Origin of the sequence: Streptomyces albofaciens JCM 4342, from assembly GCF_008634025.1 — a bacterium.
Taxonomy (GTDB): domain Bacteria; phylum Actinomycetota; class Actinomycetes; order Streptomycetales; family Streptomycetaceae; genus Streptomyces; species Streptomyces albofaciens.
The window spans coordinates 3912297-3932647 of sequence record NZ_PDCM01000002.1 but is presented as its reverse complement, the minus strand read 5'-3'; the positions used below and the strand labels follow the sequence as shown (position 1 = coordinate 3932647).

Annotated in this window: 23 protein-coding genes; 9 read left to right on the top strand and 14 right to left on the bottom strand. The window is 71.2% G+C overall.

All coding sequences use genetic code 11. The annotated features are described in order from the left end of the window. Positions 1 to 4: 4 nt before the first annotated feature. From CP973_RS37165 to CP973_RS37150, 4 genes are all read right to left on the bottom strand, one after another. Positions 5 to 313 carry a hypothetical protein gene (locus CP973_RS37165; RefSeq protein WP_003985768.1) on the bottom strand — a complete coding sequence of 103 codons (309 nt, stop codon included), beginning with the start codon at positions 311 to 313 and terminating at the stop codon, positions 5 to 7. 216 nt (positions 314 to 529) lie between these two features. Next, positions 530 to 751 carry a DUF397 domain-containing protein gene (locus CP973_RS37160; RefSeq protein WP_150248825.1) on the bottom strand — a complete coding sequence of 74 codons (222 nt, stop codon included), beginning with the start codon at positions 749 to 751 and terminating at the stop codon, positions 530 to 532. Positions 752 to 789: 38 nt separating this feature from the next. Next, positions 790 to 990 (bottom strand): DUF397 domain-containing protein, encoded by a 201-nt coding sequence (locus tag CP973_RS37155; protein ID WP_150248822.1) that lies wholly within the window; start codon positions 988 to 990, stop codon positions 790 to 792. A gap of 11 nt (positions 991 to 1001) precedes the next feature. Further along, positions 1002 to 1883: a helix-turn-helix domain-containing protein gene (locus CP973_RS37150; RefSeq protein WP_150248819.1), complete on the bottom strand. Its 882-nt coding sequence runs from the start codon at positions 1881 to 1883 to the stop codon at positions 1002 to 1004. A 197-nt stretch (positions 1884 to 2080) separates the two neighbouring features. On the opposite strand from CP973_RS37150, the gene CP973_RS37145 reads away from it, so the two are divergent. The 3 genes from CP973_RS37145 (at position 2081) to CP973_RS37135 (ending at position 4552) form a co-directional block, all read left to right on the top strand. After that, positions 2081 to 2512, top strand: coding sequence for an ATP-binding protein (locus CP973_RS37145; protein WP_150248816.1), 432 nt, complete (start codon positions 2081 to 2083; stop codon positions 2510 to 2512). A 127-nt stretch (positions 2513 to 2639) separates the two neighbouring features. Then, positions 2640 to 3644: a C40 family peptidase gene (locus CP973_RS37140; protein ID WP_150248811.1), complete on the top strand. Its 1005-nt coding sequence runs from the start codon at positions 2640 to 2642 to the stop codon at positions 3642 to 3644. Positions 3645 to 3853: 209 nt separating this feature from the next. Next, positions 3854 to 4552: a phosphatase PAP2 family protein gene (locus CP973_RS37135; protein ID WP_244410214.1), complete on the top strand. Its 699-nt coding sequence runs from the start codon at positions 3854 to 3856 to the stop codon at positions 4550 to 4552. A 227-nt stretch (positions 4553 to 4779) separates the two neighbouring features. Here the strand turns inward: CP973_RS37135 and CP973_RS37130 are convergent, their stop codons facing one another. Both CP973_RS37130 and CP973_RS37125 read right to left on the bottom strand, forming a co-directional pair. Beyond that, positions 4780 to 6366, bottom strand: coding sequence for an FAD-binding oxidoreductase (locus CP973_RS37130; RefSeq protein ID WP_150248808.1), 1587 nt, complete (start codon positions 6364 to 6366; stop codon positions 4780 to 4782). Positions 6367 to 6583: 217 nt separating this feature from the next. Continuing rightward, a complete protein-coding gene (locus CP973_RS37125) occupies positions 6584 to 6787 on the bottom strand; it encodes a hypothetical protein (RefSeq protein WP_150248806.1) in 204 nt (67 codons plus the stop codon). Between the two features lie 145 nt (positions 6788 to 6932). On the opposite strand from CP973_RS37125, the gene CP973_RS37120 reads away from it, so the two are divergent. Together CP973_RS37120 and CP973_RS37115 are read left to right on the top strand one after the other, a co-directional pair. Continuing rightward, entirely contained in the window at positions 6933 to 7919 is a 987-nt protein-coding gene (locus CP973_RS37120) for an SCO4651 family lipoprotein (RefSeq protein ID WP_208853371.1), read from the top strand. 131 nt (positions 7920 to 8050) lie between these two features. Continuing rightward, positions 8051 to 8245, top strand: coding sequence for a hypothetical protein (locus tag CP973_RS37115; protein ID WP_150248803.1), 195 nt, complete (start codon positions 8051 to 8053; stop codon positions 8243 to 8245). A 42-nt stretch (positions 8246 to 8287) separates the two neighbouring features. Here the strand turns inward: CP973_RS37115 and CP973_RS37110 are convergent, their stop codons facing one another. Continuing rightward, complete coding sequence (locus CP973_RS37110; protein WP_150248800.1) at positions 8288 to 8689, bottom strand: metal-sensitive transcriptional regulator; 402 nt, start codon at positions 8687 to 8689, stop codon at positions 8288 to 8290. 194 nt (positions 8690 to 8883) lie between these two features. On the opposite strand from CP973_RS37110, the gene CP973_RS37105 reads away from it, so the two are divergent. Together CP973_RS37105 and CP973_RS37100 are read left to right on the top strand one after the other, a co-directional pair. Beyond that, positions 8884 to 9504 (top strand): DUF47 domain-containing protein, encoded by a 621-nt coding sequence (locus tag CP973_RS37105; RefSeq protein ID WP_150248797.1) that lies wholly within the window; start codon positions 8884 to 8886, stop codon positions 9502 to 9504. 6 nt (positions 9505 to 9510) lie between these two features. Further along, a complete protein-coding gene (locus tag CP973_RS37100) occupies positions 9511 to 10509 on the top strand; it encodes an inorganic phosphate transporter (protein WP_003983067.1) in 999 nt (332 codons plus the stop codon). Between the two features lie 161 nt (positions 10510 to 10670). Here CP973_RS37100 and pstB read toward each other — a convergent pair whose 3' ends face one another. The 4 genes from pstB to pstS form a co-directional block, all read right to left on the bottom strand. Continuing rightward, on the bottom strand, positions 10671 to 11447 hold the full coding sequence (gene pstB / locus CP973_RS37095) for a phosphate ABC transporter ATP-binding protein PstB (RefSeq protein WP_030372816.1): 777 nt from the start codon (positions 11445 to 11447) through the stop codon (positions 10671 to 10673). 62 nt (positions 11448 to 11509) lie between these two features. Beyond that, a complete protein-coding gene (gene pstA, locus CP973_RS37090) occupies positions 11510 to 12589 on the bottom strand; it encodes a phosphate ABC transporter permease PstA (RefSeq protein ID WP_150248794.1) in 1080 nt (359 codons plus the stop codon). Further along, positions 12586 to 13581 carry a phosphate ABC transporter permease subunit PstC gene (pstC, locus tag CP973_RS37085; protein ID WP_150248790.1) on the bottom strand — a complete coding sequence of 332 codons (996 nt, stop codon included), beginning with the start codon at positions 13579 to 13581 and terminating at the stop codon, positions 12586 to 12588. Before pstC ends, pstA begins: the two co-directional genes overlap by 4 nt. A 99-nt stretch (positions 13582 to 13680) precedes the next feature. Further along, positions 13681 to 14805: a phosphate ABC transporter substrate-binding protein PstS gene (gene pstS / locus CP973_RS37080; RefSeq protein WP_150248786.1), complete on the bottom strand. Its 1125-nt coding sequence runs from the start codon at positions 14803 to 14805 to the stop codon at positions 13681 to 13683. Between the two features lie 582 nt (positions 14806 to 15387). Between pstS and CP973_RS37075 the strand changes: the two genes are divergently transcribed. Together CP973_RS37075 and CP973_RS37070 are read left to right on the top strand one after the other, a co-directional pair. Continuing rightward, positions 15388 to 16413 carry a C40 family peptidase gene (locus CP973_RS37075; RefSeq protein WP_150248783.1) on the top strand — a complete coding sequence of 342 codons (1026 nt, stop codon included), beginning with the start codon at positions 15388 to 15390 and terminating at the stop codon, positions 16411 to 16413. 387 nt (positions 16414 to 16800) lie between these two features. Then, complete coding sequence (locus CP973_RS37070; RefSeq protein ID WP_150248780.1) at positions 16801 to 18141, top strand: PP2C family protein-serine/threonine phosphatase; 1341 nt, start codon at positions 16801 to 16803, stop codon at positions 18139 to 18141. Positions 18142 to 18302: 161 nt separating this feature from the next. Here the strand turns inward: CP973_RS37070 and CP973_RS37065 are convergent, their stop codons facing one another. From CP973_RS37065 to CP973_RS37055, 3 genes are all read right to left on the bottom strand, one after another. Continuing rightward, positions 18303 to 18647 (bottom strand): DUF2516 family protein, encoded by a 345-nt coding sequence (locus CP973_RS37065; protein ID WP_208853438.1) that lies wholly within the window; start codon positions 18645 to 18647, stop codon positions 18303 to 18305. A gap of 97 nt (positions 18648 to 18744) precedes the next feature. After that, positions 18745 to 19344: a hypothetical protein gene (locus CP973_RS37060; RefSeq protein ID WP_150248775.1), complete on the bottom strand. Its 600-nt coding sequence runs from the start codon at positions 19342 to 19344 to the stop codon at positions 18745 to 18747. A gap of 34 nt (positions 19345 to 19378) precedes the next feature. Next, positions 19379 to 19804, bottom strand: coding sequence for a helix-turn-helix domain-containing protein (locus tag CP973_RS37055; protein ID WP_150248773.1), 426 nt, complete (start codon positions 19802 to 19804; stop codon positions 19379 to 19381). Positions 19805 to 20351 lie beyond the last annotated feature (547 nt).

Here is a 20351-nt window from a genome sequence, read left to right as displayed (position 1 = left end):
GCGGCTACACGGCCATCCCGTACACGATCGTGAACAGTGTCCCCAGCGAGCCGATGATGAAGACCCCGGTCAGGCCCGCGACGATGAGGCCCTTGCCCTGTTCGGCGCTGAACGTGTCGCGCAGCGCGGTGGCGCCGATGCGCTGCTTGGCCGCGCCCCAGATCGCGATGCCCAGGCAGAGCAGAATCGCTACTGCCATGACCACTTCGATCATCACGCGTGCTTCGTTGCCGAGCGTTCCGAACGGACCCCAGTTCGGGGCGATTCCGCCAATGATGGTGGTGATGTCGCCCTTTTCGGCCGCCAAGTACATGTATGAACTCACCGCCCCTAATGCGTAGTTGCGCAACCCGCGCCACACGGTGCGGGCCGGCCTCTATCTTCGCTGACAAAACCGCCATCGCATGTCGACTTGGCGGCTTTCTTTGACGGATCCCGTGGGGATTGCGTGCATACGGGGACGCGCGGCGCTCCGGGGCCCATCGGCGTGACCGTGTGTATCACGACCGACCCCCCTCGGCAATTGCCGCTAAAGCCCCACGAAGTGGTCGAACTCGCCGGCCTTCACCCCGAGGACGAACGCGTCCCACTTGGTGCGCGTCGTCACCACGACGTTGTCCGGCTCGATGTTCGTCCGCAGGTAGACGTGGTCGTCGTCGCCGAAGGCCACCTCGATGTACTCGGGCGCGCTCTCGTCGTCCGTGGCCTTCTGCCAGTCGAGGTCGGCGGGGATGTGCGGGGTGGGCGGCATGGCTTCCTTCACAGGTCCGGCGATGGGTTGACGGCTGGTCAGCGCGGACCGGCCGCGCACCGGTCGGCCTTGACGGCCCGGAGGAACGCGGCCCAGCCGGGGGCGGTGGCCCGCCCGACCGCGCCGGGGTGGTCGCTCTCACGGTAGAGGATGGGGCCGTCGGGGTGGGGCGCCACCTCTACGCAGTCGTCCTGGCCGCTGCCGCTGTACGAGGACTTCCGCCAGGTGAGCCGGGGCATTTTGCGTTCTCCTAGAAGGCGTACATCAGGTGCTGGATGAGGGTCAGTGAGTCCCGACCGTCATGAGACTCAGGCCTTGCCTCCGGGTCAACTCGCGGGAGTGCGAGTTCGGTCAGCTTCGTGAAGATCCTGCCGTAGCGGCTCGTCTCCTCCTCGTCGCGCAGGATCGCGGAGGCCACCGCCTGTTCCAGGCGGACCGTGTCGAGCGCGGGCGTGGGTCCGCCGAAGATGCTGAAAGAGCGGCTCACTCCGGAGTAGGGCCCGGCTTCGAAGGGGAACACCTGTAGCGTCACGTGGGGGAGCCGGGCGATCTCGATGAGGCGGCGCAGCTGCCGACGCATGATCTCCGGGCTGCCGACGCGGGTGCGCAGCGCTCCTTCCTGGATGACCGCGTGGTAGGGAGTGCCGGGCTGCCGTTCCAGGATGCGCTGGCGGTCCATGCGGAACCGGACGTACCGGTCGAGCTGCGCGTCGGGCTCGTCGAACGTCTCGCACACCGACCGCGCGTATTCGGCGGTTTGCAGGATCCCCGGAATCACCAGTGGTTCGTGGTTGCGGATGTGCGTGGCGCGGGATTCGAGTTCGGCGAGGTCGAGAGCCGGCCGCCGCATCACGTCCCGGTACTCGTCCCACCACCCTTTCCCCCGGTCCTGGGCCATCGCCATCAGTCCGTCGAAGAGCGGACCGTCCGGACAGCCGTAAGCCCGGAGCAACTTGTGGAGCCCGTTGCGCGGGACATCGACCCGGCCCGCCTCGATGTTGCTCACACGGCCGCGATCGGCGTCGATCAGGGCGGCGGCCTGGTCCCCCGAGAGCCCAGCGCGCAGGCGCAGTTTGCGGAGCTCGGCACCGAGGCGGCGGTGGCGCTCGCTGGGCTGGCTCCTGGGTGGCATCGGTTCCTCCTCGGGTTCCGGGCAGTGTCGCGTGTTGACGCCGCGGGAGGCGGTCGCGCCGGGGCGATACCACTCGTCCGAGCGAGGTTGGCCGGAAGAGGTTGTAACTTCCAAAAGGGTTTCCCTAGCTTCGATGGCACCGGCCGCCACCCCGTGCGCCCCGCACGTCCCGGCCCGTGACCCGAGGAGGCCACGTCATGTGTCCCACCACCGAGGCCGTACACCGGCCGCACACGCTGTGCGACTTCTCGCTCGTCTTTCCGCCGGATCCGGGGTGGGTGCGTACGGCCAGGGACGCGGTCGGTACGGCGTTGCGGGCCGCCGAGCGGGGGGACCTGGCGGACACCGCGCTGCTGCTGACGTCCGAGGTGGTGACGAACGCCGTCAACGCCTGCCGGAACGGTGGGTGTTCGCAGCCGGTGACGCTGTACGGGGAGTGGCCCGTGCCGGCCAGGCTGCGCGTGCTGGTGCACGACGGGGCGCCGGGGCTGCCGGTCCGGCGGCGGGCCGCGGGCGACACGGCGGACGGGCGGGGGCTGTTCCTGGTGGAGGCGCTGGCCGACGAGTGGGGTGTGTGCCGCCACGGGCCGGGGCGCGGGAAGTCGGTCTGGTTCGAGCTGGGGGAGTGAAGCGGGGCGGGCGCGCGAGCCCCGGGCGGTCACCGGGGGGCGCGGAATCGGGCCGGTACGGCCCTGTGTGGCGAGGTACATGCCGAAAACGGCGGTGAAACCCGCCCGTTTAAGGGAGGGTTGTGGGGTGCGCAAATTCTGGGTGACGGGTGGGCTCGGGGTCGGGCTGGTGCTCTGTTTCCTCGCGCTGCTCGTGGTGGGGGTGTACGCCGCCGCCGCGGGCCTGGCGGGCGGCGCGGGCCGGGCCGTGGGGCTGGCGAAGGGTGCCGTACCGGCCGCGTACCAGCCGCTGGTGCAGAAGTGGGGCAACCTCTGCCCCGCCATCAACCCCGCGCTGCTCGCCGCGCAGCTCTACCAGGAGAGCGGCTGGAACCCCCGGGCGCAGAGCCCGGCGGCGGCGCAGGGCATCGCCCAGTTCATCCCCGGCACGTGGCAGACGCACGGGATAGACGGGAACGGGGACGGCCGGCGGGACGTGTGGGACCCGGCGGACGCGATCCCGTCGGCGGCGTCGTACGACTGCGAGCTGGCGAAGTACGTGAAGGACGTGCCGGGCAATCCGGCGCACAACATGCTCGCGGCCTACAACGCGGGCGCCTACCGCGTCATCAAGGCGGGCGGGGTGCCGGCGATCAGCGAGACGCAGAACTACGTACGGATCATCACGACCCTCGCGAAGAGCTTCGAGGCGCCGGTGGGGCGGGTGGCACCGTCCCGGCAGGCCGCCTCCGCGATCTACTTCGCCCAGGAGCAGCTGGGCAAGCCGTACCTGTGGGGCGGCAACGGCACACCGGAGCAGAACGGGCGTTTCGACTGTTCGGGGCTGACGAAGGCGGCGTACCACTCGGTGGGGATCGAGCTGCCGCGCGTCGCCAACGACCAGTGGAACGCCGGACCCCATCCGAAGCGGGACGAGCTGCTGCCGGGGGACCTGGTGTTCTTCGCGCACGATCTGAACGATCCGCGGTCCATCCACCACGTGGGGATCTACGTGGGCGGCGGGTACATGATCAACGCGCCGTACACCGGCGCGGTGATCCGGTTCGACAAGATCGACAAGCCGGACTACATCGGGGCGACCCGGGTCACCGAGGCCGGCGCGAAGGCGCTGCCCAGCGCGAACGCTGCGTGAACATGGGGCCCTGAACTGCGGACATCAGTCTCTCTTCGGTAACGTCCTGGTGATCATCCGGTAGAAGGTGGAACGGCTCGGATGCGCATCGCGTTTCCTAGGCGTGGAGACATGGCGGGGCCGTAGGAATCCGGCCACGCCCGACGACCACGGGGGTTGGCAGCACTCACACGGCGCTCGCGCGCGCGAAAGGTAAGGGGCCGCGGCAGATGGCTGGACTCGCAATGGACGGGTCGAACCCCGATGTGGACGTGCTCGACGGCATCAACGGCCTCGCGAAGGACGCACCGCACTGGCTCAACCGCGCCATGGAGTACCTCGGCGAGTACGGCATCATCGCCGGGCTCGCGGTGCTGTGCCTGATCGCCTGGTGGGGCGCCCGCAAGCGGCCGGACGCGCCGTCCGCCGTCGCGGGCCTGGTGTGGGCGCCGCTGGCGGCCGGTGTGGCGCTGCTGGCCAACATCCCGATCCGGGCGGTGGTGGAGCGGCCCCGGCCGTTCAAGGACCACGCGGGCCTGGAAGTGCTCATCCCGGGCAAGAGCGACTTCTCGTTCGTCAGCGACCACGCGACGCTGACCATGGCGGTCGGCGTCGGGCTGTTCATCGCCCACCGCAAGTACGGCCTGATCGGCATCGCGCTCGCGCTGCTGGAGGGGTTCTGCCGGGTCTACATGGGCGTGCACTACCCGACCGATGTGATCGGCGGCTTCGCGCTCGGCACGGCCGTCGCGCTGCTGCTGGCGCCGGTGGCGCTGGCCCTGCTGGTGCCGGTGACGACCGCCGTGAGCCGCTCGCCCGGCTGGTGGCTCGTCCGGGCCGGCGGCCCGGCGGGACGCCCGGTGTCCGAGCCGGTGACGGCCGTACCGCCGGTGTCCCGTACGGAACGGGACGAGGACCTGGCGGCGTAGCGAGGGCGACGCGCCGCGCACCGGGCCCCGGCACGTACGCGTGCCGGGGCCCGACGCATGTCCGGACGCCCGCCCCACGGAACGGACGCCCGCCCCACGGAACGGACGCCCGCTTCTCACAGCACGGACACCCGCTCCACGGAACGGACGCCCCGCTTCTCACGGAACGGACGCCCGCCCCTCACCGCACGGACGGGCGCCCCGACACACCTCGCGGGCCCGCCCCGTCACAGTGCCTGCGGAAACGTCCTGAACAGCCCGTTCGGGTCGTACCGCTGCTTCAGCTCGGTGAGCCGGTCGGCGGCCGGACCGTAGTACGCCTTCTTCCAGTCGGTCAGGGCCGCGTCCGTGTAGTTCTGGTACGCCGCGCCCGACGCGTACCGACGCATCGCACCGTGCACGCTCGTCAGCCACGCGCTCTGCGCGGAGCCGGAACCGCCCGCCTTCCAGGACGCCAGGTACTGGGCGAGGAAGCGCGAGCGGCGGTGCACGAAGGCGGTGTCCGTCGGGCGGACCCGGTTGATCGCGCCGCCCAGCGCGGTCAGCGACGCGTTGCCCGCCACGCCCTTGCGGCTCGCCGCCTCGATCTGGCCCAGCAGGGCCCGCATGCCGGCCGCGTCCAGCGAGCGGTCGAAGAAGTCGGAGCGGGCGGCGTACGTCTCGCGCGCGAGCTTGCCCGCGGCGCTGCGCCCGGGGACGTCGCCGGGCAGGTGGCACTGTTCGGCGCTCTTCGAGGAGCAGCCCGCGTACGACTCCATCGCGTCCAGGTACGAGGACGGCGTCAGGCGCACCGACTTCGCCGGGCCGGGGCCGCCCGCCCGGTCGGCCAGCTTGTCGACGGCGTTCTGGAGGTCGCCGTACGAGCCCAGGGAGAACGCCGCGACGGCCACGGACGGGGTGCCGCCGGGGTGGGCGTCCAGGTGCAGCGAGGACCATATCTCGCCGGGCTGGGCGGGGCCCCACTCCTGCCAGGAGCGCAGGACGGCGGTGGCCTTGGACCAGGGCCAGGTCATGTACGCCATGACCGAGCGGGGCGCCGGGTGGGTCCTGAAGCGGAGTTCGGTGACGACGCCGAAGTTGCCGTTGCCCGCGCCGCGCAGCGCCCAGAAGAGGTCGCTGTCGCGCTCGGCGTCGCACTCCACGGTCTTGCCGTCGGCCGTGACGACGGTGGCGCCGACCAGGCTGTCGCAGGTCAGACCGTACGCGCGGGACGCGACGCCGTGGCCGCCACCGAGGGTGAGGCCGGATATGCCGACGGACGGACAGGAGCCGCCGGGGAGGGTGACGTTGTGCCGGCCCAGGCCCTCGTAGACCTCGATGAGCTTGGCGCCGGCGCCGATGCGGGTGATGCCGCCGGACGGCGCCCCGACCGTGTTCAGGGCCGACACGTCGATGACCAGCTTGCCGTTGCCGCTGGACCAGCCGGCATACGAATGACCCCCGTTGCGTATCGCGACGGGGGCGTCGTAGCGGCGGGCGAAGGACAGGCACTCGGCTATGTCGGCCGGGTGGCGCACATACGCCACGGCTGCGGGCTTCAGGGTGTCGAAACGGGTGTTGTACAGGCGCCGGGCGGTGTCGTACGCGGCGTCCCCGGCGCGGATCAGTCTGCCGTCGAGGCTCTTGCGCAGCGCCTCCCAGGACGCCTTGTCCGCCGGGCGCCCGGCGGTCTGCGACCCGGCCGTCAGGCCGACGCCGCCGGACGACGGGCCGGTGCCGGGCGGGCTCGCGTGGCCGGAACTGCTGCCGCAGGCCACGGCGACGGCCGTCGCCGTGAGTCCGCCGCCGGCCGCCAGAATCGTGCGCCGCTTCATTGTGAACTGCCCCTTTTCGGGGCCCCTTGGGGGCCCGCGCGCCGTGGATGACTTCCCTCCCCTCAGATGGGGCGGGAGGCGCGGGAGGTTCCAAGGGCGTGCGGGTGGGGCGGCGGGTACGGCGCGACCACCCGGGGCGGCGGGGCTCGCGACGCGGGGCGTCAGGGCTCGTGACGCGGGGCGTCAGGGCGCGTGACGCGGGGCGGCGGGGGCCGCCTCACTCCGTCCGCGGGTGCCGCTCCGCGTCCGTACGTGCCTGGGAGCGCGCCCGGCGGGCCGGGCCGTGCCAGCCGCAGCTGCAACGGGCCAGGCAGAACGCGCCCCGTTCGACGGTGGAGGTCCGGTGGCCGGGCGGCTCCGCGGACTGCGGTACGGGTCCTGAGGACTGCGGTATCGGCTCTGCCGAGGCTCGGTCTCGCACGGCGCCACGGTACGCGCCGCAGGTGTACGGGCGTGACGAAGCGGCCTGAACAGTCGTTGAACGGAACGGGTCGGGCTGCTCCGGGCAACCGGAACATCTCGGTCCGGAACTACCCGAGCAGAGCGGCCGAGGGGGCTCGTACGCGATGGTGGTGCAGGACAGGCGAGGCGGCGCCGTCGCGGCCGCCGCGTGCGGGGTGGGCCTGGCGGTCGGCCTGTTCACGACGGGCTGCTCCTCCAACGGGGCGGCGGCCGACGACCAGACCTCGGCCGGCCGCTCCGCAGACGGCCCGGTGGGCGGGTCCGCGGCCGGGCTGCCCTTCACCGACCGTGCCCGCCCACCGGGCGCCCGGTCGTCCACCGGGGACCCGGACCCGGCGGGCCCGTCCGCCGCCGGGTCCCCCGCCGGCCGCACGGACTACGCCGCGACCCTGCGCGCCTGCGCCGACGCCCTGGTCCGGGCCGGCTCCTCCCGCGTACGCACGGACCTGGAGACCACCAGCGGCGGCACCCGTATCGCCATCCGGGGCGCCGGCGGCCACGACTACCGCAGGCGCACCGGGCGGCTGAACGTCCGCCTCCCGGACACCGGCGACGGCCGCGGCGCGGACCGCACCATCACGGAGATCCTCACGCCGGGCGCCCTCTACATGAAGAACCGCGGCGCGGGTGTGCCCGCCGACAAGTGGGTGCGGGTGGACACCGCCTCGCTCGCCGACGGCAACCTCGTCACCGGCGGCGCGACCGACCCGATGGCCGCCGCCGAACTGCTGCGCGGGGTGCGCGAGGTGACGTACGAGGGCCGGGAGCGGCTGGACGGCGTCCGGGTGCGGCACTTCAGCGGCACCACGCACATCGGCTCGGCCGCGCGGGCGGCGTCCCCGGCGTTCCGGCCCGCGCTGACCGCGGCGGAGAAAGGCTTCACCACCGACGTGGTGTCCTTCGACGCGTATCTGGACGACGCCGGGCGGCTGCGCAAGGTCCGCCAGCGCTTCCGCTTCGCCAACGGCACCACGGGGGGTACGTCGGTGACCTCGACCACCACGCTCCACGGCTTCGGCGCGCCGGTCCCGGTCCGGCTGCCCGACCGGCGCGACATCTACTCGGGCCGGGTCACCGCCGACGGCGGCTGAGATCCGCCGGCCGGCCACGGCGTGTGCGAACCGGCGGAAATGGTCCATCCGTGCCATGCGCGGAGCGTGCGCCCGTACCTACGCTGGGCGTAACCACCAGAGGAGTGGGGAGGCGCTCGAAGGAGGAGGTGTTGTACGTGGCCGGACACCGCAACTCGACGGTTCAGGACCACGTGGCCCTCGTCGAGATCGACCTGACTGGTGAGTTGATGATCGCGGCGGCCGCCGCGAGCGAGGATCGGCTCAGCTCGGACCGTATCGACGAGGTGCTGGACGTGGACGCGGACCGCGCGCAGCCGGGGCCCGGACCCGGCAACCGTACGTGACGGGGTGCCGGCGCCGTGCGCGGCGGCGCGCGGCAGCCGCTCTCAGGTGCGCAGCATCCGCTCGATCGCCTTGGTGGCTTCCTTGACCTTCTCGTCGATGGCCTCGGGCCCCTTCACGGCGGCGTCCGCGACGCAGTGCCGCAGATGCTCCTCCAGCAGTTGGAGGCCGAAGGACTGCAGGCCCTTCGTGCTCGCCGAGACCTGGGTGAGTATGTCGATGCAGTACACATCTTCCTCCAGCATGCGCTGGAGGCCGCGGATCTGGCCCTCGATCCGGCGCAGCCTCTTGATGTGCGCGTCCTTCTGCTTCGCGTAGCCGTGGATGCCCAGATCGTGATCGGTGACGGCGTCGGGGTCCGGCCGGAAGGCGGTTTTCGGCCCTTCGGTGTGGCAGGCCGCGGCGGCTGCGGTGCTGCCGTCGGTGTCGGCGTCCGTGGTCGTCATGGCCATCTCCCGTGGTACGTAGGCGGTCCATATACCCCCAGTGGGTATATGGTACAGAAATTCGCGGGCGCGGGCGGTCCCCCGTGCAGAGCATGCTCCCCGATGGGCGACACTGAAGGAATGCCGGTTAGCTGTGGCTGGATGATGCGCCTAGCATCAACTCGACCGAATCCGATGCACCCCGAGGATTTCACGTGCGCTTTCGTCTGACCCCCAGGGAGACGAGCTTCTACGACATGTTCGCCGCCTCCGCGGACAACATCGTCACGGGCTCCAAGCTCCTGATGGAACTGCTCGGGGCGGACGCCTCCGCGCGGACAGAGATCGCCGAGAGGATGCGGGCTGCGGAGCACGCGGGGGACGACGCGACCCACGCGATCTTCCACCAGCTGAACTCCTCCTTCATCACGCCGTTCGACCGCGAGGACATCTACAACCTCGCCTCCTCGCTCGACGACATCATGGACTTCATGGAAGAGGCCGTCGATCTCGTCGTCCTCTACAGCATCGAGGAGCTGCCCAAGGGCGTCGAGCAGCAGATCGAGGTCCTGTCCCGGGCGGCGGAGCTGACCGCCGAGGCGATGCCGAACCTGCGGACGATGTCCAACCTCACCGAGTACTGGATCGAGGTCAACCGGCTGGAGAACCAGGCCGACCAGATCCACCGCAAGCTGCTCGCGCACCTGTTCAACGGCAAGTACGACGCCATCGAGGTGCTCAAGCTCAAGCAGATCGTGGACATCCTGGAAGAGGCGGCCGACGCCTTCGAGCATGTCGCCAATACGGTCGAGACGATCGCCGTCAAGGAGTCCTGACCTCCGGTGGACACCTTCGCGCTCATCGTGACCATCGGGGTCGCGCTCGGTTTCACGTACACCAACGGTTTTCACGACTCCGCGAACGCCATCGCGACCTCGGTCTCGACGCGGGCGCTGACCCCGCGGGCGGCGCTGGCGATGGCCGCGGTGATGAACCTCGCCGGTGCCTTCCTCGGCAGCGGGGTCGCCAAGACGGTCAGCGAGGGGCTGATCTCCACGCCCGAGGGCTCCAAGGGGATGGGCATCCTCTTCGCCGCCCTGGTCGGCGCGGTGGTCTGGAACCTGGTCACCTGGTACTTCGGACTGCCGTCGTCGTCCTCGCACGCGCTCTTCGGCGGCATGGTGGGCGCCGCGCTGGCGGGCGGTACGACCGTCTACTGGTCGGGCGTCATAGAGAAGATCGTCGTCCCGATGTTCCTCTCGCCCGTGATCGGCCTGGTCCTCGGCTATCTGGTGATGGTCGTGATCATGTGGCTGTTCCGGAAGTCCAACCCGCACAAGGCCAAGCGCGGCTTCCGTATCGCGCAGACGGTCTCGGCGGCCGGCATGGCGCTCGGGCACGGCCTCCAGGACGCCCAGAAGACCATGGGCATCGTGGTGATGGCGCTGGTCATCGCGGACGTGCAGAGTGCGGGCGACGCCATCCCGGTCTGGGTGAAGATCGCCTGTGCGCTGACCCTGTCGCTCGGCACGTACGCGGGCGGCTGGCGCATCATGCGCACCCTCGGCCGGCGGATCATCGAACTGGACCCGCCGCAGGGCTTCGCGGCCGAGACGACCGCGGCGTCCGTCATGTACACCGCCTCGTTCATGTTCCACGCGCCGATCTCCACCACCCACGTCATCACCTCGGCGATCATGGGTGTGGGCTCGACGAAGGGCACCCGGGCGGTGCGCTGGGGCGTCGCCAAGAACATCGTCATGGGCTGGTTCATCACCATGCCCGCCGGTGCGGCGGTGGCCGCCCTGAGCTACTGGTGCGTCCACCTCGTGTTCGCGTGACGTGACCGCGGCCCGCGGGCCGCGCGCTCTTGTGGGCCCGCCCTCCGGAACCGGAGGGCGGGCCCTCGTCCTTGCGGTGGCACCGCCATGCAGCACCGCAGGACGCGCGGGGCCGGCCGGAGCCGGTGTTCCGGGACCCGGGCGGGCCCGGACACCGGTCCTCAGCCGAAGCGGCCGGAGATGTAGTCCTCCGTGGCCTGGACCGACGGGTTGGAGAAGATCCGCTCGGTCTCGTCGATCTCGACCAGCTTGCCGGGCTGCCCGACGGCGGCCAGGTTGAAGAAGGCCGTACGGTCCGAGACGCGCGCCGCCTGCTGCATGTTGTGCGTCACGATGACGATCGTGAACCGTTCCTTCAGCTCGCCGATCAGGTCCTCGATGGCGAGGGTGGAGATCGGGTCGAGCGCCGAGCACGGCTCGTCCATCAGCAGCACCTGCGGCTCGACCGCGATGGCGCGGGCGATGCACAGCCGCTGCTGCTGGCCGCCGGACAGGCCGGAGCCGGGCTTGTTCAGCCGGTCCTTGACCTCGTTCCAGAGGTTGGCGCCCTTGAGGGACTTCTCCACGACGTCGTTCAGCTCGGACTTCTTGTACGAGCCGTTCAGCCGCAGGCCCGCCGCCACATTGTCGAAGATCGACATGGTGGGGAACGGGTTCGGGCGCTGGAAGACCATGCCGACGGTACGGCGCACCGCCACCGGGTCCACACCGCTGCCGTACAGGTTCTCGTCGTCCAGCAGGACCTTGCCCTCGACGCGGCCGCCGGGGGTGACCTCGTGCATCCGGTTCAGGGTGCGCAGGAACGTCGACTTGCCGCAGCCCGAGGGACCGATGAAGGCGGTCACCGAGCGGGGCTCGACGGTCATGGAGATGTCGTCGATGGCCTTGTGGCTGCCGTAATAGGCGGAGAGGCCGCTGACGTCGATTCGCTTGGCCATGGAAATCACTGCTTCTTTCGGGGAGCGGGGACACCCCCGCTCCGTACAGGTCGTGGGGAGGGTCAGCGGCCGGTCTTGGGGGCCTTCCAGCGGGCGATGCCGCGGGCCACCAGGTTGAGGATCATGACGAAGGCGATGAGGACCAGGGCCGCGGCCCAGGCGCGGTCGTAGGAGGCCTCGGAGCCCTGCTGCCACTGCTGGAAGACATACAGCGGCAGCGACTGCTGGGCGCCCTCGAAGGGGTTGTTGTTGATCGTCTTCGCGCCCCAGACGAGCAGCAGGACGGGCGCGGTCTCGCCGGTGATGCGGGCGACGGCCAGCATCAGACCGGTGGTGATGCCGCCGATCGAGGTCGGCAGGACCACCTTGAGGATGGTGCGCCACTTCGGTACGCCGAGGGCCAGCGACGCCTCGCGCAGCTCGTTGGGCACCAGCTTGAGCATCTCCTCGGTGGAGCGGACCACCACCGGCATCATCAGGATCGCCAGGGCCATCGCGCCGGCGAAGCCGGACGGGCCGAAGCCGAGGATGAGGATCCACACCGAGAGGATGAACAGGCCGGCCACGATCGAGGGGATGCCGGTCATCACGTCCACGAAGAAGGTGACGGCCTTGGCGAGCTTCCCCCGCCCGTACTCGACGAGGTAGATGGCGGTCAGCAGGCCGATCGGCGCGGCGATCAGGGCGGCGAGGCCGACCTGCTCCAGGGTGCCGATGATCGCGTGGTAGATGCCGCCGCCGGGCAGCGCGTCGGGCAGGGTGCCCATCGAGTGGCTGAGGAAGTAGCCGTCGAGGACCTTGATGCCGCGTGCGACGGTCTCCCAGATGAGGGAGGCCAGCGGCACCACGGCCAGGATGAAGCAGATCCAGACCAGGCTGGTGGCGAGGCGGTCCTTGGCCTGCCGGGTGCCCTCGACGGCGGCGGCGAGCGCGAACGTACCGAGGACGAACAGCAGGGCGGCGATCAGGCCCCACTGGATGCGGCTCTCCAGGCCGGCGAGCAGGCCGATGCCGCAGCCCACGGCGACCGCCGCCAGGGCGAGGGCGGCCGGGGCCCAGCGGGGCAGCCGGGGCTGCCGGAGCGAGACCGGGAGCGGGGCGCTGTCGGCGACCGGCCGCGGCGCGGTGACCGTGTTGCTCATGCGTTGGCCCCCGAGTACTCCTTGCGGCGCGCGATGATCAGGCGGGCCGCGGCGTTGACGAGCAGCGTGATGACGAAGAGGACGAGGCCGGAGGCGATCAGGGCGTCCTGCCCGAACTCGTCGGCCTCGCTGAACTTGCTGGCGATGTTCTGCGCGAAGGTGCCGCCGCCCGGGTTCAGCAGGCTGACGTTGATCAGGAAGCTCGGGGACAGCACGGTGGCCACGGCCATCGTCTCGCCGAGCGCGCGGCCCAGGCCCAGCATCGAGGCGCTGATGATGCCGGAGCGGCCGAACGGCAGCACCGACATGCGGATGACCTCCCAGCGGGTCGCGCCGAGCGCGAGGGCGGCCTCCTCGTGCATCTTCGGCACCTGGAGGAAGACCTCGCGGCTGACGCTGGTGACGATCGGCAGGATCATGATCGCGAGCAGGACGCCGACGGTGAACAGCGCGCGGGGGGCCTCGTCGGCGTAGGAGAAGATGCCGGTCCAGCCGAAGTAGTCGTTCAGCCAGCTGAAGAGGCCGGTCAGGTGCGGCACGAGGAAGAGGGCGCCCCACAGGCCGTAGATGATGCTGGGGACGGCGGCGAGCAGGTCGATGACGTACCCGAGCGGGGAGGCCAGCCTGCGCGGTGCGTAGTGCGAGATGAACAGCGCGATGCCGACCGCGACCGGGACCGCGATGACCATCGCGATCACCGAGCTGACGACGGTGCCGAAGGCGAGCACCGCGATGCCGAACCGCGGCTCGGGGCCCGAGGTGTTCCACTCGAAGAAGGTCAGGAAGTTCGCGTGGTCACCGGAGATGGCGATCACCGAGCGGACGGTGAGGAAGACCGCGATGGCGGCCATGATCACCAGGAGGGCGATGCCCGAGCCGCGGGAGAGGCCGAGGAAGACGCGGTCTCCGGGGCGTACCGCCTTGCCGGAGACCGCGGAGGCGGGCGGCGCGGGCGGTGGTGGGGCGCTGGATATCGAGGGTGCTGAATTCATGGTTTCTCCGGTCTGCGGAGCCCGGCGGGGGCTCCTGGCGCGGCGGTGCACCGGAAGGGCGGCGGCCCGCGAGGGGTGCGCGGGCCGCCGCCCGGTGGGTCAGGAGAGCGAGGAGACGGCCGAGCGGACCTTGTCGGCGATCTCGGTGGGCAGCGGCGCGTAGCCGAGCTCCTTCAGGGAGTTCTGGCCGTCCTTGCCGGCGATGTAGGTGAGGAAGGACTTGGTGGCGGGCAGCGTCTCCGCCTTGTTGCCCTTGTCGCAGACGACCTCGTACGTGACGAGGGTGATCGGGTAGGCGTCCTCGGCCTTGGTGGTGTAGTTCAGCTTCAGGGCCAGGTCGCTGCCCTGGCCGACCTGCTTGGCCTCGGCGATGGCCTTGGAGGCGTTGTCGACGGTGGCCTCGACCGGGGCCTTGGCGCCGGTGTTCAGCTTCACCGTGTTGATCTTGCTGGCCGTGGCGTACGACAGCTCGAAGTAGGAGATCGCGCCGCTGGTCTGCTTGACCTGCGAGGACACGCCGGCCGAACCGGACGCGGCCTGGCCGCCCTTGCCCTCCCAGGTCTTGCCCGGCTCGTGCTTCCAGGCGTCGGGCGCGGCGCCCTTGAGGTACTTGGTGAAGTTGTCGGTGGTGCCGGAGTCGTCCGAGCGGTGGAACGCCTGGATCTTCAGGTCCGGCAGCTTGGCCTCGGGGTTCAGCTTCTTGATCGCCGCGTCGTTCCACTTGGTGATCTCCGAGTCGAAGATCTTGGCGAGCGTCGGGGCGTCCAGGACCAGGCTGTCCACACCGGGCACGTTGTAGCCGACCGCGATCGGGCCGCCGACCATCGGCAGGTTGATCGCCTGGCCGCCCTTGCAGACCTTCTTGGACTTCTCCACCTCCTCGGGCTTGAGCGCCGAGTCGGAGCCCGCGAAGGCGGTCTGGCCCTGGAGGAAGGTGGTGATGCCCGCGCCGGAGCCGGTGGGCTGGTAGTTGATGCTGGTGTCCTTGCAGGCGCCGGAGTAGACCTGCACCCAGGCGTCCATGGCGTTCTTCTGCGCGGACGAGCCGGAGGCGAGCAGCTTGCCCTTGCCCTCGCACTTGATGTTGCTTGCCTTCGCCGAGGACGCCCCGCCGCCACCACTGGTGTCGTCGGAGCCGCACGCCGACAGGGTCAGGGCACCGGTGACGGCGAGAGCGCCGACGGCGAGGGCGCGAACCCGGTTCTTGCGCTGCAGCTGCTTCACGGTCGTCAGTTCCTTCCTGGGGCGCGCCGCTTCTTCGGCGTGCGGTGGAGATGTGTGTGGTCACCGGGACGGTGTCCGGGGCGGTCGCCCGGAGGGCGGCCTGTGCCGGTCACTGTGCGGCGGCCGAAGCGGTGGGACAAGGGCCGCCGGAGCCGGTTGCCCGGTGGCCCAGCAATGCCGTGCCGCGCTCGCCCCGAAGGAGCGGCGCGCCGCTCGGTACGGCCGAAATTAGGCAGATCAGGTGAAGCTGCCGATGGAGGAGGGTGAACGTGGGGTGAACCTCGGCCGACGGCTGGGGGCGGCGTTCGTACGGCCCGGAATCCTCGGCGTCGCTCTGTCGGATTACCCGCCGGTATGGCAGCATCCGCGCCTGTAGGAGTGCGCGAATCGGTGCGGATCGACCGGAGGTGGCTGGTGGTGCGGCAGGGGGCAGGGCGGGGCGTTCGCGGTGCATACGGCATACGGGACGCAGGGAGCGTCAAGGGCGCGGCGGGGGCGGCGGGCACGGTGCCGCCCACCGGGGTACCGAGGCGCCGGGGCGCGGGGGGCGGGCCGGGCGCGCGGGGGCTGCGGGGCGCCGTGGTGGCCGCGACGGCCGTGGCGCTGGGCGTGACGGGGATGCTCGCCGGGACGGCGCCCGCCGCGTACGCGGACCCCGGGCCGACCGTGTCCGAAAAGCGTCTGGAGGAGGTCCGCACGCAGCTGGAGAACCTCTACCGCGCGGCGGAGAAGGCCACCGAGGCGTACAACGCGGCGAAGGAACAGGTGGATCTCCAGCAGAAGGAGATCGTCAAGCTGGCGCGGAACATCGACCGGACGCAGCGGCGGATGGACGACCTCAAGCGCCAGGCGGGCGCGCTGGCCAGCGCGCAGTACCGGGGCGGCGGCATTCCCCCCGAGGCCCGCCTGATGCTCAACAAGGACCCCGAGCGGTTCCTCGACGACGCCACACTGGTCCGCAAGAGCCAGCACGCCGCCAACGACCTGATCACCCAACTGGGCCGCACCAAGTCCGCGTTGGAGGGCTACTCCCAGGACGCGACCGACCGCTGGGAGCGGCTGGAGGAGAACCGCCGGAAGAAGGAGGCCGCGCAGCTCGACATCCGCAAGAAGGTCGAGGCCGCGCAGGAGCTGGAATCCCGGCTGGCCGCCGAGGAGAAGGAGCGGCTGCGCAAGATGGAGGACGCGCGGGCCCTCCAGGAACAGCAGAAGTGGCTGGATTCCGGTGTACTGAAGGACATCGACGCCCATGCCTCGGCGGCCGGCAAGAAGGCCGTGGCGTACGCGACGGCGCAGATCGGCAAGGACTACGTGTGGGGCGCCGAGGGCCCGGACACCTTCGACTGCTCGGGGCTGACCATGCGCGCCTGGGAGGCGGCCGGCAAGGCCGTGCCCCGTACCTCGCAGGAGCAGTGGCGGCAGCTGCCGCGCATCGACATCAAGGACATGCGCCCCGGCGACCTGATCATCTACTACGGCGACGCGAGCCACGTCGGCATGTACGTCGGCGACGGCGCGATCGTGCACGCGCCGCGCCCGGGGCGGCAGGTCACGCTCGCCGGTGCCGGGTCGATGCCGATCCTCGGGGTGGTGCGGCCCGACAAGTGACGGGGCCGGAGCGAGGCGGGCGGGGCCTCACCGAGGGTGCGGCCCCGCTCACGCCGCGCTGACGGGCCAGGGTTCCCGATGTTGCACTCAGCGTGACACCGGCGTGCCCTTGGTCACGCTGTGTGGGTGGGTGCGGTCCTGGCCGCGGGGTGATGTTCGTCATTCCGCTTTCCTCCCTTCCCAGGTCAAAAGGCCTGTGGCGGACGGCATATGACAAGGGCGGTTTGCCGTCGGCCATTCCGTAGCACTCGGCGCTACCGCTATGGTCGCGTCTCGGTGCCCGGTGGCGCACCGCCCGGACCGACCGCCGGGCGGCGGCGGAACCGGGCACAGTGGCACGCCGCTCGGCGGGCCCGCGCACCCTCGGGGGAGGGAAGGAAGCAGAGCATGTCCGTACCGATACCGCGCCAGCGGACGGCCGTGCTGCCGCACCAGGCAGCGCCGGCGGGCCACGCGCGCGACGCCGCGGCGGGCACGGCGGAAGCGGCGGACCCGGCGGCGGAGCCCGCGGACACCGGCGGGCCGGGGCTGACCCTGCTCCTCATCGGCGAGGACCCCACCAGCCCGGTGCCCGAGATGCGGGACCGGGACGGCCGCCGGGCCCGCGTCCGTACGGCCCGCAACCTCACCGAGGCGGAGCGGCTGCTCACCGACGACGTGCACTGCATCCTGCTCGACCTGGCACCGGCGGGCGCGCCGGACCGCGCGGACCGGGACGGCGCCGCGCCGGAGGAGGGCGGCGGCCGCGACGAACTGGGCGCCCTGCGCGCGGTGCTGCGGATGGCACCCGCCCACGCCGTCCTCGTACTGACCGCCGAGGCCGACGCCGAGCGGGGCGCCGAAGCGGTCCGCGTCGGCGCGCAGGACTACCTCTTCCGCGACGAGCTGGACGGCTCGGTGCTCAGCCGGGCCGTGCGGTACGCCGTCGAGCGCAAGCGCGCCGACCTCGCGCAGCGCCAGCTCACCGAGTCCCGGATGCTGGCCCAGGAGAACCGGCGCCTGGAGCGCGGCCTGCTGCCCACACCGCTCCTGGACGGCTCCGACCTGCGCTTCGCGGCCCGCTACCGCCCCGGCCGGAGCCGCGCGCTGCTCGGCGGCGACTTCTACGACACCGTGCGCACGCCCGACGGCACGGTCCACGCGATGATCGGCGACGTCTGCGGCCACGGCCCCGACGAGGCCGCCCTCGGCGTGGAACTGCGCATCGCCTGGCGCGCGTTGACCTTCGCCGGCCTGTGCGGTGACGCGCTGCTCTCCACCCTCCAGAAGGTCCTGGAGAACGAGCGCGCCGACGACGAGATCTTCGCGACGCTGTGCCTGGTGGACATCGCGCCGGACGGCCGCCACGCCAGCGTCTGCCTGGCCGGCCACCCCGCGCCCCTGCTCGCCCGCTCCGGCGGCGCGCCGCGCCTTCTTCCGTACGAGGACGGCGGCCCGGCCCTCGGCCTGCTACCGGGCGCCCGCTGGCCGCGCCGCCAGGTCGTGCTGGGCGGCTCGTGGAGCCTGATGATGTACACGGACGGTCTGATCGAAGGCCGCGTCGGCGAGGGCAGGGAACGCCTCGGCCAGGAAGGCATGGCCGAACTGGTGGCCCGTCAGATGGCCGCCGGGCTACGGGGCGAGCAGCTGCTCGACGCGGCGGTCACGGAGGTACGGGACCTCAACGGCGGGGAGCTGACGGACGACGTGGCCGTACTCCTGCTGGACCGGGGCCGGGTGCGGGACTGACGCAGGGGCGGGACCTGTGACGGTCAAGGGACCGCCATACACGCTCGACTGCGACTGCGACTGCGACTGCGACTGCGACTGCGACTGCGACACCGACTGCGGCCGCGATCGCAGCCGCGGCTGGGAACGGGGCCGCGGCCGGGAGCGGGGCCGAAACCTTTCTACCGCCCGTTGAACGGCCCGTACGGCCCGTCCGAACTCGACCCGCCGCCGCGGCGAGGGCCCCGGCCGCCCCCGGAGACCGCCTTGACCGCGGGCCGTACGTCCACCGTGTAGACGATCACCGCGATCAGCCCGATGATCGGCAGGAAGGACATCAGCGGCAGCAGGAACAGCAGCGCCGTGGCGATCACCAGGAAGATCAGCCACATGCCCTTGGTCTGCTTGTCCGCGGCCCGGTAGGCGTCCTCGCGCCGTACGGCCGCGTCGACGAGCATCACGGCGGCGTACACGGCCAGGGCCAGCTGTACCCAGCTCAGCACGTTCTGGAATCCGTAGATCAGCACTGCCACCACCCGTTCGACTCGGTCCGTCGCCGCCCCACCGTACCCGGAGAACGGGCCGGACACGCGGTGCGTGCCCGGCCCGCCGTCGCTCGATGCGTTACTTGCCGTTCTCGGCCGGCGGCGTGGTCTTCTTGGCCGTCGTCTTCTTGGCGGTGGTGGTCTTCTTGGCGGAAGCCGCCTTCGCGTCGGCGCCGATCACCGTGTCGGCACCGGCCGCGCCCTCGGAGCCGGGCTCCGTCACGGGCTCCTGCTTGGGCTCCGGCTCGATCGCGACCGCCAGGTCCTCGGTGGCCTCGGCGGTCTCGGAACGCCACGTCTGCACCGCGTTGCGGCCCCGCTCGGCCAGCTCCTCGTACCCCTCACGCGCCTTGACGGCGGCCTCGGCCGCCCGGCCCACGCCCTGGAGCACGAGGTCCTGCGTCTGCTGGCTCAGCTTCTTGAAGTCGGAGTCGAGCAGGCTCAGCTGGCGGGTGATCCAGTCCTGCGCCTCCTTCGCCTCCTTGCTCACGCGGTCCTGGACGGTCTTCGGGTCGGTGTTGCGGACGGCCTCGAAGCGCTTGGGGGCCTCCGCGCGGAACTTCTCCACCAGGGCCGGGATCTCCTTGGCCTTCTCGGCGGCGAAGTCCACGGTGCCGGCGATGGCATACAGCGGAGTCGGGTCGGTCAGCGCCTTGCGGACGTCGTCGGTGATGGCCATGGCGTGGTTCCTCCTGGAATCGGTGGTCGGTCGCTCAGGTGGCGTGCGGGTCGCCGTCGGCCTCTCGGGCATCCGGGGCGGGCTCGCCGGCGGGCGTGCCGCCGCTCCCGCTCCCGTGTCCGTTCTCCTTGCGGAAGGACTCGTAGATCTGCAGCAGCACCTGCTTCTGCTTCTCGGTCAGCGCCGGATCGGTGAGGACCGCGGTATGCACCTCGACCCCGTCCACCTTCCGCTCGTCGAGGATCCCGGCCTGCACGTACAGCGTCTCGGCGGAGATCCGCAGCGCCTTGGCCAGCTGCTGCAGGATGTCCGCGCTCGGCTTGCGCAGCCCGCGCTCGATCTGACTGAGATACGGGTTGGACACCCCGGCGGCATCCGCGAGCTGCCGCAGACTCAGCTGCGCGTTGCGCCGCTGCTCCCGCAGGAACTCGCCGAGATTGCCGACGTTGAGTGATGCCATGTCTCGATGGTGCGGCATCGTGCTAACTATTGCAAGCGGGTGCTAGCAAAAGTGGTCGTGTCGGGGTGGGGCGGGGGCCTACCCGTCCTGCTGGTGTGCCTCGCTGTCGCTGGGTGACCGGGCCCCAGGGGCTGCGGCGGTCGGCTGCCGAGGGGCCGGCGCGGGCTGGGCAGGTTCGGTGATCCGCTCGTCGACGGGGTCGAAATGCGGTGGGCGCCGTGGCGATACGCCTTCCTGTCCGGGCGGTCACCGCAGGTAGGCGCGGCGGGCCGCTTGCCGGTCGGGGAACCGGGCGTAGATGTCCGGAAGGCCGCGCAACACACCTCCCGGCGGCCCCGCCCCCAGAAGGGCCGGCGTCGGCGCCACAGTCGCGGCTTCCCCCGGGTGATACGGACGGACGGCTGCGTTTCGGCCGCAACGGGACTCTAGGGAAAATCGGGAATCGCCGGTCATACGGTCGTCCTGGATTTCCGACGGAGTCGAGGTGGCCCGCTGGAGGCGCCGATCCTGCACCTGCTCGCCGGCGAGGTGATCGCGGGTGTCGCGG